Below are 17,019 nucleotides of genomic sequence, written 5' to 3' on the forward strand. Positions count from 1 at the left end.
ATGGCATCAGCCGCCATCACGCTAGCCGCAGACGCTCCCACGCTGTCTGCCGCGAACACCGGGTTCATGCTGATCTGTTCAGCCCTGGTGTTGCTCATGACCCCCGGACTCGCCTTCTTCTACGGCGGCATGGTTCGGGTCAAGAGCACTCTGAACATGTTGATGATGAGCTTTATCAGCATCGGGATCGTCACGATCCTCTGGGTGCTCTACGGCTTCTCGCTCGCCTTCGGCACCGACAAGGGCGGCTTCATCGGCTGGACCTCGGGCTGGGTCGGTCTGAGTGACATCGGCACCGCCGATCTGTGGGACGGCTACACCATCCCGATCCTGGCCTTCATGGTCTTCCAGATGATGTTCGCCATCATCACGCCCGCCCTGATCAGCGGTGCCCTCGCGGACCGCGTCAAGTTCACGGCGTGGGCGCTGTTCGTCGCGCTGTGGGCCACGGTCGTGTACTTCCCCGTCGCCCACTGGGTCTGGGGCGCGGGCGGCTGGGCCTTCGAGCTGGGCGTCATCGACTTCGCCGGTGGTACGGCGGTCCACATCAACGCGGGTGCCGCGGCGCTCGGCGTGATCCTGGTCATCGGCAAGCGCGTCGGCTTCAAGAAGGACCCGATGCGCCCGCACAGCCTCCCGCTGGTCATGCTCGGCGCCGGTCTCCTCTGGTTCGGCTGGTTCGGCTTCAACGCCGGCTCGTGGCTCGGCAACGACGACGGCGTCGGCTCGCTGATGTTCGTCAACACGCAGGTCGCCACCGCCGCCGCCATGCTCGCCTGGCTCATCTACGAGAAGATCCGCCACGGCGCGTTCACCACCCTGGGCGCCGCCTCCGGCGCGGTCGCGGGTCTGGTCGCCATCACCCCCTCGGGCGGTGCGGTCTCCCCGATCGGCGCGATCGCCGTCGGCGCCATCGCCGGTCTGCTGTGCGCCATGGCCGTCGGCCTCAAGTACAAGTTCGGTTACGACGACTCGCTCGACGTCGTCGGTGTCCACCTCGTCGGCGGTGTCGTCGGCTCCCTGCTGATCGGCTTCTTCGCCAGCGGCAAGGGCCAGTCCGAGGTCCAGGGCCTCTTCTACGGCGGCGGCCTCGACCAGTTCTGGAAGCAGTGCGCCGGTGTCTTCGCCGTCCTCGGCTACTCCCTGGTCGTCTCCGCGATCCTCGCCTTCCTCCTCGACAAGACGATCGGCATGCGCGTCTCCGAGGACGACGAGATCGCCGGCATCGACCAGGCCGAGCACGCCGAGACCGCATACGACTTCAGCGGCGCCGGGGGTGGCTCGGCCCGTACGTCCGTCACGACGGCCGTCGGTGGCGAGAGCAAGAAGGTGGACGCATGAAGCTCATCACCGCCGTTGTGAAGCCCCACCGGCTCGACGAGATCAAGGAGGCCCTCCAGGCCTTCGGGGTCCACGGTCTGACGGTCACCGAGGCGAGCGGCTACGGTCGTCAGCGGGGCCACACCGAGGTCTACCGCGGCGCCGAGTACACGGTCGACCTCGTTCCCAAGATCCGTATCGAGGTTCTCGCCGAGGACGACGACGCCGAGGGTCTGATCGACGTCATCGTCAAGGCGGCCCGAACCGGCAAGATCGGTGACGGCAAGGTCTGGTCCCTCCCGGTCGACACGGCCGTCCGGGTCCGGACCGGCGAGCGCGGCCCGGACGCGCTCTGAGGCAGGAAAAAGAACAGGAGTCGCTGGGTGACGAGTACGAACGTGCGTAAGGATGCAGAGGACTCGGGACCCAGCGGCTATGCGGCGGCCCGGCTGCGCCTCCTCACCGAGGGGGTGCGGTCCGGGCCGCCGCGCCGTGCGGCCCTCGCCGAACTGACGGACGACTGGCTGACCGGCCTGTTCACGGCAGGCGCCGAAGGAATGCGCGGAGTCTCCCTGGTCGCCGTCGGCGGCTACGGCAGAGGCGAACTCTCCCCACGCAGCGACCTGGACCTGCTCCTCCTGCACGACGGCAGCGACTCCGCTGGGGTCGCCGCCCTCGCCGACCGCCTCTGGTACCCCGTCTGGGACCTGGGCCTCGCCCTCGACCACTCCGTCCGGACCCAGTCCGAGGCCCGCAAGGTGTCCGGCGAGGACCTCAAGGTGCAGCTGGGCCTGCTCGACGCCCGCCACCTGGCCGGCGATCTCGGCCTCACGGCCGGCCTGCGCACCGCCGTCCTCGCCGACTGGCGCAACCAGGCCCCCAAACGCCTCCCCGAACTCCAGGAACTCTGCGCCGAGCGCGCCGAACGCCAGGGCGAGCTGCAGTACCTCCTCGAACCCGACCTCAAGGAGGCCCGCGGCGGCCTCCGCGACGCCACCGCCCTGCGCGCCGTCGCCGCCTCCTGGCTCGCCGACGCCCCGCGCGAGGGCCTCACCGACGCCCGCCGCCGCCTCCTGGACGTCCGTGACGCCCTCCACCTCACGACCGGCCGCGCCACCGACCGCCTCGCCCTCCAGGAACAGGACCAGGTGGCCGCCGAACTCGGCCTCCTCGACGCCGACACCCTCCTGCGGCAGGTGTACGAGGCGGCACGCGTCGTGTCGTATGCCAGTGACGTCACCTGGCGCGAGGTGGGGCGCGTACTGAGATCACGCGCCGTACGGCCACGCCTGCGCGCCATGCTGGGCGGCGGCAAGCCGGTGGCGGAACGTTCACCCTTGGCCGAGGGTGTCGTCGAACAGGACGGCGAGGTGGTGCTCGCCCGCGCCGCCCGCCCCGACCGCGACCCCGTACTCCCGCTGCGTGCCGCCGCGGCGGCCGCCCAGGCGGGCCTCCCGCTCTCCCTGCACGCGGTCCGCCGTATGGCCGTGGCGGCACGCCCGCTGCCCACCCCGTGGCCTGCGGAGGCCCGCGAGCAACTGGTGACGCTGCTGGGCTCCGGCCGCCCGACCATCGAGGTCTGGGAGGCGCTGGAGGCCGAGGGCCTGATCACCCACTTCCTCCCCGACTGGGAGCGGGTCCGCTGCCGCCCGCAGCGCAACGCCGTCCACATCTGGACGGTCGACCGCCACCTGATCGAAACGGCCGTCCGCGCCTCCGAGTTCACCCGCCGGGTCAGCCGCCCCGACCTCCTCCTCGTCTCCGCGCTGCTCCACGACATCGGCAAGGGCTGGCCCGGCGACCACTCCGTCGCGGGCGAGATCATCGCCAAGGACGTGGCTGCCCGCATCGGCTTCGACCGCGCGGACGTAGCGGTGCTGGCGACTCTCGTACGGCACCATCTCCTCCTGATCGACACCGCGACCCGGCGTGACCTGGAGGACCCGGCCACCGTGCGCTCGGTCGCCGAGGCGGTCGGCTCGCAGAGCACCCTGGAACTGCTCCACGCGCTCACCGAGTCCGACGCGCTGGCGACGGGCCCGGCCGCCTGGTCGACCTGGCGCGGCTCGCTCGTCGCCGACCTGGTGAAACGGGTCGCCGCCGTGCTCTCCGGGGACGCCGCCGAGGAACCCGAGGCCGCCGCGCCCACCGCCGAACAGGAACGGCTCGCCATCGAGGCGATCGCCACCGGGGGACCGGTACTGGCGCTGCGCGCCCAGACGGAACCCCCGGCGGACGCGTCGGAGGAGGAGCCCTCCGGGGATCCCGAGCCGCTGGGCGTGGAGCTGCTGATCGCCGTACCCGACCAGCCGGGCGTCCTGCCCGCCGTGGCCGGGGTGCTGGCGATGCACCGGTTGACGGTCCGCACGGCGGAACTGCGCGCACTGGAGCTTCCCGACGGCGTCGAGGGCGCGGTCCTGCTCCTCGACTGGCGCGTAGCCGCCGAATACGGCTCCCTGCCCCAGGCGGCCCGCCTGCGCGCCGACCTCGTACGGGCCCTGGACGGCTCTCTGGACATCGCGGGGCGGCTGGCCGAGCGGGACGCGGCCTACCCGCGCCGCCGGGGTGTCGTGGCGCCACCGGCCCGGGTGACCGTCCACCCGACCGCTTCCCGCCTGGCCACGGTGATCGAGGTCCGCGCCCAGGACGCCCCGGGGCTCCTGCACCGGATCGGACAGGCACTGGAGGACGCGGGGGTGCGGATGCGGAGCATGCACGTCAGCACGCTGGGGTCCAATGCCGTGGACGCGTTCTACGTGACCACTGCCAAGGGCGCGCCCCTGCCGGGGGACGAGGCGTCATTGGTGGCGCGGAAGCTGGAGGAGATGCTGCGGGGGTGACCGCCCCGCGGATTTCCGTCCCCGCCTGCTGAATCAGCAGGCGGGGACGAATTGCTTGCAGGGCCGGATACCCTGGAGAACAGCCCACTCTGCCCCCGACTCCGAGGACCGACGCCGCCGTGTTCGATACTCTCTCCGATCGCCTCCAAGCCACCTTCAAAACGCTCCGGGGCAAGGGCCGGCTTTCCGAGGCGGACATCGACGCCACGGCCCGCGAGATTCGTATCGCGCTCCTCGAAGCCGACGTGGCCCTGCCGGTCGTGCGGACGTTCATCAAGAACGTGAAGGAGAGGGCGCTCGGCAGCGATGTCTCCAAGGCCCTGAACCCCGCCCAGCAGGTCCTCAAGATCGTCAATGACGAGCTGGTGACCATCCTCGGCGGCGAAACCCGCCGTCTCCGCTTCGCCAAGAACCCGCCCACCGTCATCATGCTGGCCGGTCTCCAGGGTGCCGGTAAGACCACGCTCGCGGGCAAGCTCGGCAAGTGGCTCAAGGACCAGGGGCACTCGCCCCTCCTCGTCGCCGCCGACCTTCAGCGCCCCAACGCCGTCAACCAGCTGAGCGTCGTCGCCGAGCGGGCCGGGGTCGCGGTCTACGCGCCCGAGCCGGGCAACGGGGTCGGGGACCCGGTCAAGGTCGCCAAGGACTCCATGGAGTTCGCGAAGACCAAGGTCCACGACATCGTGATCGTGGACACCGCCGGCCGCCTCGGTATCGACGCCGAGCTGATGCAGCAGGCCGCGGACATCCGGGACGCGGTGTCGCCGGACGAGATCCTCTTCGTCGTCGACGCCATGATCGGCCAGGACGCCGTCAACACGGCCGAGGCCTTCCGGGACGGTGTCGGGTTCGACGGTGTCGTCCTGTCGAAGCTCGACGGTGACGCCCGCGGTGGTGCGGCCCTGTCGATCGCCTCGGTGACCGGCAAGCCGATCATGTTCGCGTCGAACGGTGAGAAGCTCGACGACTTCGACGCATTCCACCCCGACCGGATGGCCTCCCGCATCCTCGACATGGGTGACCTCCTCACCCTGATCGAGCAGGCGGAGAAGACGTTCAGTCAGGAGGAGGCCGAGAAAATGGCCTCCAAGCTGGCGTCCAAGAAGGGCCAGGACTTCACCCTGGACGACTTCCTGGCCCAGATGGAGCAGGTCAGGAAGATGGGCAGCATCTCCAAGCTGCTCGGCATGCTGCCCGGCATGGGGCAGATCAAGGACCAGATCAACAACCTCGACGAGCGCGATGTGGACCGTACGGCGGCCATCATCAAGTCGATGACCCCGGCCGAGCGCCAGGACGCGACGATCATCAACGGCTCGCGCCGCGCCCGTATCGCCAAGGGTTCCGGTGTCGAGGTCAGCGCGGTCAAGGGCCTGGTCGAGCGGTTCTTCGAGGCCCGCAAGATGATGTCCCGCATGGCCCAGGGCGGCGGCATGCCGGGGATGCCCGGGATGCCGGGCATGGGCGGCGGCCCCGGCCGGTCGAAGAAGCAGCCCAAGCAGGCCAAGGGCAAGCAGCGCTCCGGCAACCCGATGAAGCGCAAGCAGCAGGAGCAGGAGGAGGCCGCGCGCAAGGCCGCCGGCGCCGCAGGTGCTCCGGGCGGCGCGTTCGGTCTGCCGGGCCAGCAGGCAGGCCAGGACTTCGAGCTGCCGGACGAGTTCAAGAAGTTCATGGGCTGAGCAGTTCATGTGCTGATTCGCGGCGCTCGTACGTCGTTCAGGGCGCCCCTCGTCGGAGGGGCGCCCTCGCGCTTTCTGCGCGTGCTCGCGCCCGGGGTGTGTCGTAACGTCCGGATATGACCAACCCTGTGCCGCCGCGCAAGGCCCCCGACCAGCCGTGGCGTTCCGAGGGCACTCCGGACGAGGAGCCGCCGAAGCCGTCACCCGGTGGGCGGCGGATGCGGGGCGGCTGGTGGAACCTGGTCTTCGCCGCCCTGTTCGTCTTCCTCGTCGCCTACCTCGCGCTGTCCCTGTTCAACGAGGGTGACGAGCCGACGATCTCGTACACCGCGTTCAGCAAGCAGGTCGACTCCGGCAACGTCAGCAAGATCTACTCCAAGGGCGACGCGATCCAGGGCCAGCTGAAGAAGTCCCAGGACAACCCCGAGGGCGACGGCAAGTACACGAAGTTCAAGACCCAGCGCCCGGAGTTCGCGGACGACCAGCTCTGGGAGGACCTCACCAAGAACAACGTCACCGTCACGGCGGAACCGGTCGTCAAGCAGCGCAGCCTCCTGTTCAACCTGTTGATCTCGCTCGCTCCGATGCTGCTACTCGTCGTCCTGTGGGTCTTCATCGCGCGGCGGATGAGCACGGGGCTCGGCGGCGGGGGCGGCATGCTGGGGCGCAAGGCGCCGCCCAAGCCGGTCGAACTACAGCCGGGCGCCGAGCGCACGACGTTCGGGGACGTGGCGGGCATCGACGAGGTCGAGGGCGAGCTGAACGACGTCGTCGACTTCCTGAAGAACCCGGACGCCTACCGCCGCATGGGCGCCAAGATGCCGCGCGGGGTGCTGCTGGCCGGGCGGCCGGGCACCGGCAAGACGCTGCTCGCGCGCGCGGTCGCCGGGGAGGCGGGGGTGCCCTTCTTCTCGGCCTCCGCGTCGGAGTTCATCGAGATGATCGTGGGCGTGGGCGCCTCGCGGGTGCGTGAGCTGTTCGCCGAGGCCCGCAAGGTCGCCCCGTCCATCATCTTCATCGACGAGATCGACACCATCGGGCGGGTCCGCGGCAGCGGCGCCGGCATGGGCGGCCACGACGAGCGCGAGCAGACCCTGAACCAGATCCTCACCGAGATGGACGGCTTCTCCGGCTCCGAGGGCGTCATCGTCCTCGCCGCCACCAACCGCGCCGATGTCCTGGACCCCGCCCTGACTCGCCCGGGCCGTTTCGACCGGGTCGTCAGTGTCTCGCCGCCGGACCGGGCCGGCCGTGAGGCGATCCTGGAGATCCACACCCGGCAGATCCCGCTGGCCCCGGGCGTGGACCTGGCCCAGGTCGCCCGTACGACGCCGGGGATGACCGGCGCCGAACTGGCCAACCTGGCCAACGAGGCCGCGCTGCTCGCGGTCAAGCGCAAGCAGGAGCTGGTGACGCAGACCGACCTGTCGGAGGCGCTGGAGAAGGTGCAGCTGGGCGCCGAACGCCCGCTGGTCATGCCGGCCGAGGAGCGTCGGCGCACGGCCTACCACGAGAGCGGCCACGCCCTGCTGGGCATGCTCCAGCCGGGCGCCGACCCGGTCCGCAAGATCACCATCGTGCCCAGGGGACGGGCGCTCGGCGTCACGCTCTCCACGCCCGACGCCGACAGATACGCGTACACGGAGGAGTATCTGCGCGGTCGGATCATCGGTGCGCTGGGCGGGATGGCCGCGGAACAGGTCGTCTTCGGGGTCGTCACCACGGGTGCGGAGAACGACCTCGAACAGGTGACCAACATCGTGCGTGGGATGGTCGCGCGCTGGGGCATGAGCGAGCGGGTCGGCCGGCTCTCGGCGCTCCCGAACGACGCCCAGCAGGCGTACGGCCTCTCGGCGGCTCCGCAGACCCTGGACGTGATCGAGCACGAGATGCGGCGCATCGTCGACGAGTGCTACGAGGAGGCCTGCGGCAAGCTCCGCGACCACCGAACCCAGCTGGACGCGCTGGCCACGGCCCTGCTGGAGAACGAGACGCTGGAGGAGGCGGACGCGTACCGGGTCGCCGGGATCGCGCGTCTGGGCAAGGACGACTGAGCCGGCTCACACCGTCAGGGCGATGACGTACCGGAAGACGTTCGGCATCCAGATCGTCCCGTCCCGCCGCTGATGCGGATGCAGCGCCTCCGCCAGCTCCTTGTCGACCTGCTCCTGGCCGGTCGCCGTGATCGCCGCGTCGAACAGTCCCGTCGACAGCAGCCCTCGTACCGCGCTGCCCAGGTCGGCGTACCCGAACGGGCACGCCACCCGCCCGGAGCCGTCCGGGCGCAGTCCCGCCCGCTGGGCGACCTCCTCCAGGTCGTCGCGGAGCGCGGGGCGCCAACTGCCCGTGACACGCAGTGGATCCGCGAGCCGGGTCGCGACCCGCAGTACGGCCGAGGTGGCGCAGCGCTCCGGTGGGCCCCAGCCCGCGAGTACCACAGGCGTGCCGCGTTCGACCGGGGGTACCACCGCCGCGAGGGTCTCGGCGAGTCCTTCGGAGTCGCCCGCGAGAGAGCCGATCGGCTCGAACGCGGTCACCAGGGTGTACGGGGGAGCGTCCGCCTCTCTGGGGAGGCGTGCCACGAGCCGGGTGCCGCCACGCGCGCGCGTGCCCGACGATTCGGGCAGCAGGCGCTCCCGCGCGAGGGCCAGCCGTTCGGGTGACGAGGCCTCGACACCGGTGACGGCGGCACCTCTCGCGGCGGCCATCAACAGGGCCAGGCCCGAGCCGCAGCCGAGGCCGAGCAGCCGGGTGCCGGTGCCCACTTCCAGCCGTTCGTAGACGGTCTCGTAGAGCGGTACGAGCATCCGCTCCTGGATCTCCGACCAGTCACGCGCGCGTGCGCACAGGTCCACGCGGGTCGCAGGACCCGCGTGAGGCTGGTGCTGCCGCACGAGCGTAGGTGTCATCGAAAGCGCCCCAATCCGCCGAGAGTTGTCGCTGTTCCCGATGTGGTGGCCCCCGTTCAGTGCGCCCGCACTTCCCCCGTATGCCAGGTAACTGCGCTCCCGACCCGCCGTCCAGGGGTTGTGGAGCCGAGGTTGTGCCCTCGCTGTGCTCAGGAAAAGAATTCACATGCCGGCAACGTGGGCCCGTAGCATCGCGTCATGGCAAAGGCACCCGTACTCACGCCGCAGGCAATTGACTTCCCCCGCTGGTACCAGGATCTGGTCGGCAAGGCCGAGTTGGCCGACAACGGTCCAGTGCGGGGCACCATGGTCATCCGGCCGTACGGCTACGGGCTGTGGGAGCGGATGCAGGCCGAGATGGACGCGCGGATCAAGGAGACGGGCGCGCAGAACGCGTACTTCCCGCTGCTGATCCCGCAGTCGTACTTCGCCAAGGAGGCCGAGCACGTCGAGGGGTTCGCGCCGGAGCTGGCCGTGGTCACGCACGCCGGCGGCAAGGACCTCGAAGAGCCCGCGGTCGTCCGCCCCACCTCCGAGATGATCATCAACGACTACTTCTCGAAGTGGGTGCAGAGCTACCGCGATCTGCCCCTGCTGATCAACCAGTGGGCGAACGTGGTGCGTTGGGAACTGCGCCCCCGGCTCTTCCTCCGGACGACGGAGTTCCTGTGGCAGGAGGGCCACACCGCGCACGCCACACAGGAGGACGCCCGCGCCTTCGCCGCGCACATCCACCGCGACGTCTACGAGGACTTCATGGTGAACGTCCTGGCGATGGACACGGTTCCCGGCCGCAAGACGGTCAAGGAACGCTTCGCGGGCGCGATCAACACCCTCACGCTCGAAGGCATGATGGGCGACGGCAAGGCCCTTCAAATGGCCACCAGCCATGAGCTGGGCCAGAACTTCGCCAAGGCGTTCAACACCAGCTACCTGTCGAAGGAGGGCAGGCAGGAACTCGTCTGGCAGACGTCCTGGGGGTCGACGACCCGCATGATCGGCGCCCTGGTGATGGCACACGGGGACGACAACGGCCTGCGGGTCCCGCCGCGTCTCGCCGCGATCCAGGCCGTGGTCCTCGCGATCAAGGGCGACGAAGCGGTTCTGGCCAAGGTCCGCGAACTCGGCGACCGGCTGAAGGCGGCGGGCGTACGCGTCCATGTGGACGACCGCACTGACGTGCCCTTCGGCCGCCGCGCCGTCGACTGGGAGCTGAAGGGCGTGCCCGTCCGTATCGAGATCGGCCCCCGTGACCTGGAGAACGGCACGGCGATGCTCGCCCGCCGGATCCCGGGCGGCAAGGAGCCGGTGGCCCTCGACACACTCGTACGACTGCTGCCCACCGTCCTCGAAGAGGACCAGGCGCTGCTGCTGGCCCAGTCGCGCGAGCGCCGGGAGTCGCGTACGTCGGACGTGTCGACGTTCGAGGAGGCCGTGGAGGTGGCGACCGCCGGCGGTTGGGCGCGCATCCCCTGGGCGGTCCTCGGCGAGCAGGGCGAGGCGAGGCTGGCTGAGCACGCGGTGACCGTACGGTGTCTGGTCGCCGCGGACGGGTCGGTGCCGGACGCCGATGACGCACCGGGTAACGTCGCCGTCGTCGCGCGCGCTTACTGAAGTACGGACGAGAGCGACCGAAAGGCCTCTTGCGCACCGGACGACCTCAGGTGCCCCGGCGTGCGGACAGCGTCTACGCGCCGGGTCGTACGTGGGGCTACGCACCGGCTTGGTATGAGCTGTGAGGCTTCTCCGCAGATCAGCGCACCCGCCCTCGTCCGGACGTATCAGCGGCAACTGACGGGTACGTGCAAATTATTTGGGATGGCCCGGAATCGGAACACAGCGGCACCCAGGCTCGTTGTCATTACGTGAGCACGACACAGACACCACCTGTTCTCGCCGCAGAACTGGCGCAGGCGTGGGCCGACATTCAGCGGTACCACCCCGAGCTGCCCGATCTTGCCGCGCCCGAGTCCCTGATCGGAGAGTCGTCGTCCGCCTGCGGACACGCGCTCTCCTTCGAGCGACTGCTTCATGAGGCAGTCCATGGCATCGCCGCCGCCCGCGGAGTACGCGACACCTCCCGGGCCGGCCGCTACCACAACCGCAGATTCCTCGCGATCGCCGAGGAGCTGGGCCTGGACCACCCGGAGGAACCGCATCCCAGCAGCGGCTTCTCACTGGTCACGCTCAACCCCGAGGCCAAGCGGCGGTACCGCCCCACCATGGAGCGGCTGCAGCGCGCCCTGAAGGCGCACACGGTGGCCACGTCCGCCGACACGACCCGCGCGTTCCGCGGCCCGGCCGCGCGCCACGGCTCCTCCGGGGGCGGGGTGCGCGTGAAGGCCGTCTGCGACTGCGGTCGCAACGTGCGCGTCGTCCCGTCGGTGCTGGCGCAGGCGCCGATCGTGTGCGGCGGCTGCGGCAAGCCGTTCAGAATCCCCGAGATCGTGGGCGCGGGCGCCGCCTGAGGCTCCGCCCCGCAACGTGATCGAGCCCGGCATCTCGTGGGTGCCGGAGGAACACGTGGGGAGAGGTTCGTCGGGGTGCCGCGACCGCCCGCCTGCCGGCAGCCGCGCACGCGTAGCTGCGGGCATGCGTGCCGCTAAGGGCGGCACGGGTAGGCGCAGCGGCACCCCGTAAGCGCTGGGCTGCGCGAACGGCCTCTACGGCACCCTGGCGCGGGGTGCCCATCAGGCATGGGCGCAAGCAACACCCTCCGGTTCAAGCAACCCGCAGGGTATGGCAGAATGGCCAGCTGTACTCGACAGCCGCACAGGAACCCTCTCGCCTCCGGCTGACGCGTCCATCGGGCACTCGGGTACCGCAACCCCACGCGGCAACCTCGCCGTGCCCAACCACGTCAAATCCAGGAGAACCCACTCCCGTGGCAGTCAAGATCAAGCTGAAGCGTCTGGGCAAGATCCGTTCGCCTCACTACCGCATCGTCGTCGCCGACTCCCGTACCCGCCGTGACGGCCGGGCCATCGAGGAGATCGGCCTGTACCACCCGGTGCAGAACCCCTCGCGCATCGAGGTCGACACCGACCGCGCGCAGTACTGGCTGGGTGTCGGCGCGCAGCCGACCGAGCCGGTTCTCGCCATCCTCAAGCTGACCGGCGACTGGCAGAAGTTCAAGGGCCTGCCCGCCCCGGCTCCGCTGCTCGTGGCCGCTCCGAAGGCCGCGCGTCCGTCGTTCGAGGCCCTGGGTGGCGACAGCGACGGCAAGGGTGAGGCCATCACTCAGAAGAAGAAGGCTGAGAAGAAGGACGAGGCCGCGGCCGAGTCCACGTCGACCGAGGCCTGAGCATGCTCGAGGAGGCTCTTGAGCACCTCGTGAAGGGCATCGTCGACAACCCCGACGAAGTGCAGGTCGCCTCGCGCGACCTGCGTCGCGGGCGCGTTCTGGAGGTCAGGGTCCACCCCGACGACCTCGGCAAGGTGATCGGCCGCAACGGCCGTACCGCACGTGCCCTGCGAACCGTCGTGGGTGCCATCGGCGGGCGCGGTGTCCGTGTCGACCTCGTCGACGTGGACCAGGTTCGCTGATCATCACGCAGCACCGGCTCGGGCCGGGGAGGGCCACTTGGGCCGTCCCCGGCCCGTAGTCGTCTACGCGGTAATGCCGTAGGCACACGACAGGAGATTCCAGAAAGTGCAGCTCGTAGTCGCGCGCGTGGGCCGCGCCCACGGCATCAAGGGCGAGGTCACCGTCGAGGTACGTACGGACGAGCCGGAGCTGCGGCTCTCGCCCGGCGCCGTCCTGGCCACCGACCCGGCCACGGCGGGCCCGCTGACCATCGAGACGGGCCGCGTCCACAGCGGCCGCCTCCTGCTGCGCTTCGAGGGCGTACGCGACCGGACCGGCGCCGAGGCCCTGCGCAACACCCTGCTGATCGCCGACGTCGACCCCGAGGAACTCCCCGAGGGCGAGGACGAGTACTACGACCACCAGCTGATGGACCTCGACGTGGTCCTGACCGACGGCACCGAGGTCGGACGCATCACCGAGATCTCGCATCTGCCCTCCCAGGACCTGTTCGTCGTGGAGCGCCCCGACGGCAGCGAGGTGTACGTCCCGTTCGTCGAGGAGATCGTGCTGGAGATCGACCTGGAGGAGCAGCGGGCGGTCATCGACCCGCCGCCGGGTCTGATCGACGACCAGGCGGAGGTCGCCTCGTCCAGGGACGACGCCTGATGCGCCTCGACGTCGTCACGATCTTCCCCGAGTACCTCGAACCCCTGAACGTCTCGCTCGTCGGCAAGGCACGCGCGCGTGGACAGCTGAATGTGCACGTGCATCATCTTCGGGACTGGACGTACGACCGCCACAACACGGTCGACGACACGCCCTACGGCGGCGGCCCGGGCATGGTCATGAAGACCGACCCGTGGGGCGACGCGCTGGACGACGTCCTGGCCGACGGATACGAGACCGGCTCCGGGATGCCCGCGCTGGTCGTGCCCACGCCCAGTGGCCGCCCGTTCACCCAGGCGCTCGCCGTCGAGCTGTCCGAGCGGCCGTGGCTGGTCTTCACGCCGGCCCGGTACGAGGGCATCGACCGGCGTGTCATCGACGAGTACGCGACCAGGATGCCCGTCTACGAGGTGTCCATCGGCGACTATGTGCTCGCCGGCGGCGAGGCGGCCGTACTCGTGATCACGGAGGCCGTGGCGCGGCTGCTGCCCGGGGTCCTCGGCAACGCCGAGTCGCACCGGGACGACTCCTTCGCGCCGGGTGCCATGGCCAACCTCCTGGAGGGGCCGATCTACACCAAGCCGCCCCAGTGGCGCGGCCGGGAGATCCCGGACGTGCTGCTCAGCGGCCACCACGGGAAGATCGCGCGCTGGCGCCGGGACGAGGCACTGCGTCGTACGGCGGCCAACCGGCCCGACCTGATCGAGCAGACCGACGCGTCCGTCTTCGACAAGAAGGACCGCGAGATGCTCTCGATCATGGGGTGGGAGCCGGCCCCCGGCGGCCGATTTTGGCGCAGGCCAGAGGGCGTGGAAGAATAGGTCGCTGTTGTGCGTCGTCCGGCGTGCGCCCCTGCCACGGGGGGACACGACGCCCGCCCCGGCACGGACAGCATCCTTTCGAAAACCAAGCTCCCGTTGATGACCTGTGGCATCAGCGAAGAAAGCAGACGAAATGTCCAACCTGCTCGACTCCGTCGACGCCGCGTCGCTGCGCGACGACATCCCGGCCTTCCGCCCGGGTGACACCGTCAACGTCCACGTCCGCGTCATCGAGGGCAACCGCTCCCGTGTGCAGCAGTTCAAGGGCGTGGTCATCCGCCGTCAGGGCGCCGGTGTCCGCGAGACCTTCACGGTCCGCAAGGTCTCGTTCTCCGTCGGCGTGGAGCGCACCTTCCCGGTGCACACCCCGATCGTCGAGAAGATCGAGCTGGTCACCCGCGGTGACGTGCGTCGCGCGAAGCTGTACTACCTCCGTGAGCTGCGCGGTAAGGCCGCGAAGATCAAGGAGAAGCGCGACAACTGAGCTTTCGCGGGGCCCGATATAAAGAGGGCTCACATCGAGGCCGGATAACATCCTGCCCCGATGGACACCGAAGCACAGCCGACGGAGCGCGACCGCTCCTCCCACCCTGTTCGATCCGAGGAGATCTCGGACACCGAGGGGCCGGAGGACCGGTCGCGTTTCGCGTTGGTGTCCCGGGCGGCCGAGTGGCTCCCGGGTGGGCGGATCACCCTGACCGTGCTGGTCTGTCTGGTTTTTCTGCTGCTCTTCAGCAGGTTCGTCATCCAGCCGTTCGAAATTCCCAGCCGTTCGATGGAGAGCGGATTGAGGATCGGGGACCGCGTTCTCGTAAATAAGTTGGCGTACCGTTTTGGTGCCGAGCCGCGGCGAGGTGACGTCGTCGTGTTCGACGGAACCGGCTACTTCGGGCACGCCGACTACATCAAGCGCGTTGTGGGTGTGGGGAGAGACCACGTGGTCTGCTGCGACAAGGAGGGGAGGATCGAGGTGAACGGCCGGTCGGTCGACGAGTCGACGTTCCTTTACCCCGGTGACAGCCCGTCCACGGTGTCCTTCGACGTAGTGGTGCCCGAGGGCAGACTCTTCGTCATGGGGGATCACCGCAGCGACTCCAGCGACTCCCGGGACCACCTGGGTTCACCAGGGGGCGGCATGGTCCCTGTCGGCAGGGTGATCGGCAGGGCCGACTGGATCTCCTGGCCCAGCGAGCACTGGACCCGGCTGGAACGACCAGGCGCTTACGCGCGTGTGCCTGACGCGGACGGTGTCCATGGGTAACCGCGGCAGGCCGCGCGGGGTGCCGACCAGCCCCGCCGAGCAGCTGCTGCCCACCGGCTCCCGCCGGGCGGCCGGCGCCGCCGCGAGGCCCGGCCGGGCCGAGCGGCGCAAGCTCCAGCGCAAGGTCAAGCGGCGCAGACGGCGTTCGGCCGTCAAGGAGATACCCCTCCTGGTGGGGGTCGCGGTCCTGATAGCCCTGGTGCTGAAGACGTTTCTCGTGCAGGCGTTCGTGATCCCGTCGGGCTCGATGGAGAACACGATCCAGATCGGCGACCGCGTCCTCGTGGACAAGTTCACCCCCTGGTTCGGCTCCGAGCCCCAGCGTGGTGACGTCGTCGTCTTCAAGGACCCCGGCGGCTGGCTCGACGACGAGCCGGCGGCCCAGAAGGGCGAGGACCCCATCGTCGTCAAGCAGGTCAAGCAGGCGCTCACCTTCATCGGCCTGCTGCCCTCGGACAACGAGAAGGACCTCATCAAGCGGGTCGTCGCGGTCGGCGGCGACACCGTCAAGTGCTGTGACTCCCAGGGCCGCGTAACCGTCAACGGCATGCCGCTCGAAGAGACGACCTACATCCACCCCGGCAACAAGCCGTCGTCGTTCGCCTTCGAGGTGAAGGTCCCCGAGGGGCGCCTGTGGGTGATGGGCGACCACCGGTCCAACTCCGCCGACTCCCGCTACCACCGCACCGAGGCGTACAGCGGCACGGTCTCCCTGAACTCCGTCGTGGGCCGGGCCATGGTCATCGCCTGGCCGTTCGGCCACTGGACCCGTCTGGAGGAGCCGGACACGTTCTCCTCGGTGCCGGGCGGGTCGGCCACCGCCCTCGGCCAGTCGCATAGGGTGGCTTCCGCGGATCGGTACGGATCGATCCCGCTCCCGACCCCTGCGGAACTCCCGCTCGTTATGGGAGTGGTGGGCCTGCGTCGCATCCGGCGCGGGCGGCGGCACGGAGTGAGGAGTGGATGTGGGGGATTTGGCGGTCGGCGCACGGTCCGGACAGGACGGTCCCGAGGAACAGCGCCCCGCGGAGCCGGTTCCACCGGCCGCAGAGGACGCCGGCCCCGCCGAGAGTGACCCCCGGGCCCCAGGGCTCTCCGGGAGTGGCTCAGGGTCCTCAGGGACCGGTGCCGGGGACTCCGGGGACGACACGGCGGAGGACCTCGGCGAGCCCGGCCACAAGCCCAGGAAGCAGCGCTCCTTCTGGAAGGAGTTGCCGCTGCTCATCGGTATCGCGCTGGTGCTCGCGCTGCTGATCAAGACCTTCCTGGTCCAGGCGTTCTCCATCCCCTCGGACTCCATGCAGCACACGCTGGAGCAGGGCGACCGGGTCCTGGTCGACAAGCTGACCCCGTGGTTCGGCTCCGAGCCCGAGCGCGGTGAGGTCGTCGTCTTCCACGACCCCGCCGACTGGCTGGCCGGCGAACCGACCGTCGAACCGAACCCCGTGCAGCGGGTCCTCGGCTGGATCGGCCTGATGCCGTCCGCCAACGAGAAGGACCTCATCAAGCGCGTGATCGGCGTCGGCGGCGACACCGTCGAGTGCAACGGCACGGGCCCGCTGAAGGTCAACGGCAAGGCGCTCGACGAGCCGTACGTCTACGCGGGCAACACCCCGTGCAGCGTCGACGACCAGGGCGGCCAGTTCAAGGTCACGGTACCCACGGGCAAAATCTGGGTCATGGGTGACCACCGGCAGAACTCGCTGGACTCCCGGTACCACCAGGAGGACAAGAACGCGGGCTTCGTCCCCGTGGACAACGTCGTCGGCCGCGCGATCGTCGTCGCCTGGCCGCCCACCCGCTGGGACACGCTGCCGATTCCCGACACGTTCGACCAGAACCTGAGCGCCGCCGCCCCGGGCGCCCTCGGCCTTGCGGGCGCGGTCCCGCTGGTGCTGTGGCGCAGGCGCCGCGTGGTCGGTCGTACGACTCCTCCCGTTACCGCCGGAAACTCCGGTGTTCCCGGGTCGGGTACCGCCGGGTAGGGTGCCGTC

Annotated in this window: 16 protein-coding genes; 15 read left to right on the plus strand and 1 reads right to left on the minus strand. The window is 69.9% G+C overall.

Features of this window, described 5'->3' with window-relative positions; genetic code table 11:
* From ACFYXF_RS32915 to ftsH, 5 genes are all read left to right on the plus strand, one after another.
* Entirely contained in the window at window positions 1–1,341 is a 1,341-nt protein-coding gene (locus tag ACFYXF_RS32915) for an ammonium transporter (RefSeq protein WP_389355186.1), read from the plus strand.
* Window positions 1,338–1,676 (plus strand): P-II family nitrogen regulator, encoded by a 339-nt coding sequence (locus ACFYXF_RS32920; RefSeq protein ID WP_235474567.1) that lies wholly within the window; start codon window positions 1,338–1,340, stop codon window positions 1,674–1,676. Before ACFYXF_RS32915 ends, ACFYXF_RS32920 begins: the two co-directional genes overlap by 4 nt.
* A gap of 27 nt (window positions 1,677–1,703) precedes the next feature.
* Entirely contained in the window at window positions 1,704–4,160 is a 2,457-nt protein-coding gene (locus ACFYXF_RS32925; RefSeq protein ID WP_389355188.1) for a [protein-PII] uridylyltransferase, read from the plus strand.
* A gap of 119 nt (window positions 4,161–4,279) precedes the next feature.
* Window positions 4,280–5,839 (plus strand): signal recognition particle protein, encoded by a 1,560-nt coding sequence (gene ffh / locus ACFYXF_RS32930; RefSeq protein ID WP_389355190.1) that lies wholly within the window; start codon window positions 4,280–4,282, stop codon window positions 5,837–5,839.
* Between the two features lie 116 nt (window positions 5,840–5,955).
* The gene (gene ftsH / locus ACFYXF_RS32935; RefSeq protein ID WP_389355192.1) at window positions 5,956–7,893 is read left to right on the plus strand and encodes an ATP-dependent zinc metalloprotease FtsH; all 1,938 of its coding nucleotides are present in this window, start codon (window positions 5,956–5,958) and stop codon (window positions 7,891–7,893) included.
* 6 nt (window positions 7,894–7,899) lie between these two features.
* Here the strand turns inward: ftsH and ACFYXF_RS32940 are convergent, their stop codons facing one another.
* Complete coding sequence (locus ACFYXF_RS32940; protein WP_389355194.1) at window positions 7,900–8,748, minus strand: SAM-dependent methyltransferase; 849 nt, start codon at window positions 8,746–8,748, stop codon at window positions 7,900–7,902.
* Window positions 8,749–8,946: 198 nt separating this feature from the next.
* Between ACFYXF_RS32940 and proS the strand changes: the two genes are divergently transcribed.
* The 10 genes from proS (at window position 8,947) to lepB (ACFYXF_RS32990) (ending at window position 17,010) form a co-directional block, all read left to right on the plus strand.
* Window positions 8,947–10,362 (plus strand): proline--tRNA ligase, encoded by a 1,416-nt coding sequence (gene proS, locus ACFYXF_RS32945; protein ID WP_389355196.1) that lies wholly within the window; start codon window positions 8,947–8,949, stop codon window positions 10,360–10,362.
* Between the two features lie 251 nt (window positions 10,363–10,613).
* Window positions 10,614–11,216, plus strand: coding sequence for a hypothetical protein (locus tag ACFYXF_RS32950; RefSeq protein ID WP_105973762.1), 603 nt, complete (start codon window positions 10,614–10,616; stop codon window positions 11,214–11,216).
* Between the two features lie 416 nt (window positions 11,217–11,632).
* Window positions 11,633–12,052, plus strand: coding sequence for a 30S ribosomal protein S16 (rpsP, locus tag ACFYXF_RS32955; RefSeq protein ID WP_369035494.1), 420 nt, complete (start codon window positions 11,633–11,635; stop codon window positions 12,050–12,052).
* Between the two features lie 2 nt (window positions 12,053–12,054).
* Entirely contained in the window at window positions 12,055–12,294 is a 240-nt protein-coding gene (locus tag ACFYXF_RS32960) for an RNA-binding protein (protein WP_006373563.1), read from the plus strand.
* A 106-nt stretch (window positions 12,295–12,400) separates the two neighbouring features.
* A complete protein-coding gene (gene rimM, locus ACFYXF_RS32965; RefSeq protein WP_389355198.1) occupies window positions 12,401–12,943 on the plus strand; it encodes a ribosome maturation factor RimM in 543 nt (180 codons plus the stop codon).
* Window positions 12,943–13,764, plus strand: coding sequence for a tRNA (guanosine(37)-N1)-methyltransferase TrmD (gene trmD / locus ACFYXF_RS32970; protein WP_389355200.1), 822 nt, complete (start codon window positions 12,943–12,945; stop codon window positions 13,762–13,764). The genes rimM and trmD overlap by 1 nt, the downstream gene beginning before the upstream one ends.
* A gap of 133 nt (window positions 13,765–13,897) precedes the next feature.
* On the plus strand, window positions 13,898–14,248 hold the full coding sequence (gene rplS / locus ACFYXF_RS32975) for a 50S ribosomal protein L19 (RefSeq protein WP_235474558.1): 351 nt from the start codon (window positions 13,898–13,900) through the stop codon (window positions 14,246–14,248).
* Window positions 14,249–14,308: 60 nt separating this feature from the next.
* Window positions 14,309–15,025, plus strand: coding sequence for a signal peptidase I (gene lepB, locus ACFYXF_RS32980; RefSeq protein WP_369035491.1), 717 nt, complete (start codon window positions 14,309–14,311; stop codon window positions 15,023–15,025).
* Window positions 15,018–16,100 (plus strand): signal peptidase I, encoded by a 1,083-nt coding sequence (gene lepB, locus ACFYXF_RS32985; RefSeq protein ID WP_389355203.1) that lies wholly within the window; start codon window positions 15,018–15,020, stop codon window positions 16,098–16,100. The genes lepB (ACFYXF_RS32980) and lepB (ACFYXF_RS32985) overlap by 8 nt, the downstream gene beginning before the upstream one ends.
* Window positions 15,991–17,010: a signal peptidase I gene (lepB, locus tag ACFYXF_RS32990; RefSeq protein ID WP_389355205.1), complete on the plus strand. Its 1,020-nt coding sequence runs from the start codon at window positions 15,991–15,993 to the stop codon at window positions 17,008–17,010. The genes lepB (ACFYXF_RS32985) and lepB (ACFYXF_RS32990) overlap by 110 nt, the downstream gene beginning before the upstream one ends.
* Window positions 17,011–17,019: the final 9 nt, after the last annotated feature.

The organism is Streptomyces sp. NPDC002680, from assembly GCF_042889145.1.
GTDB lineage: Bacteria > Actinomycetota > Actinomycetes > Streptomycetales > Streptomycetaceae > Streptomyces > Streptomyces adonidis.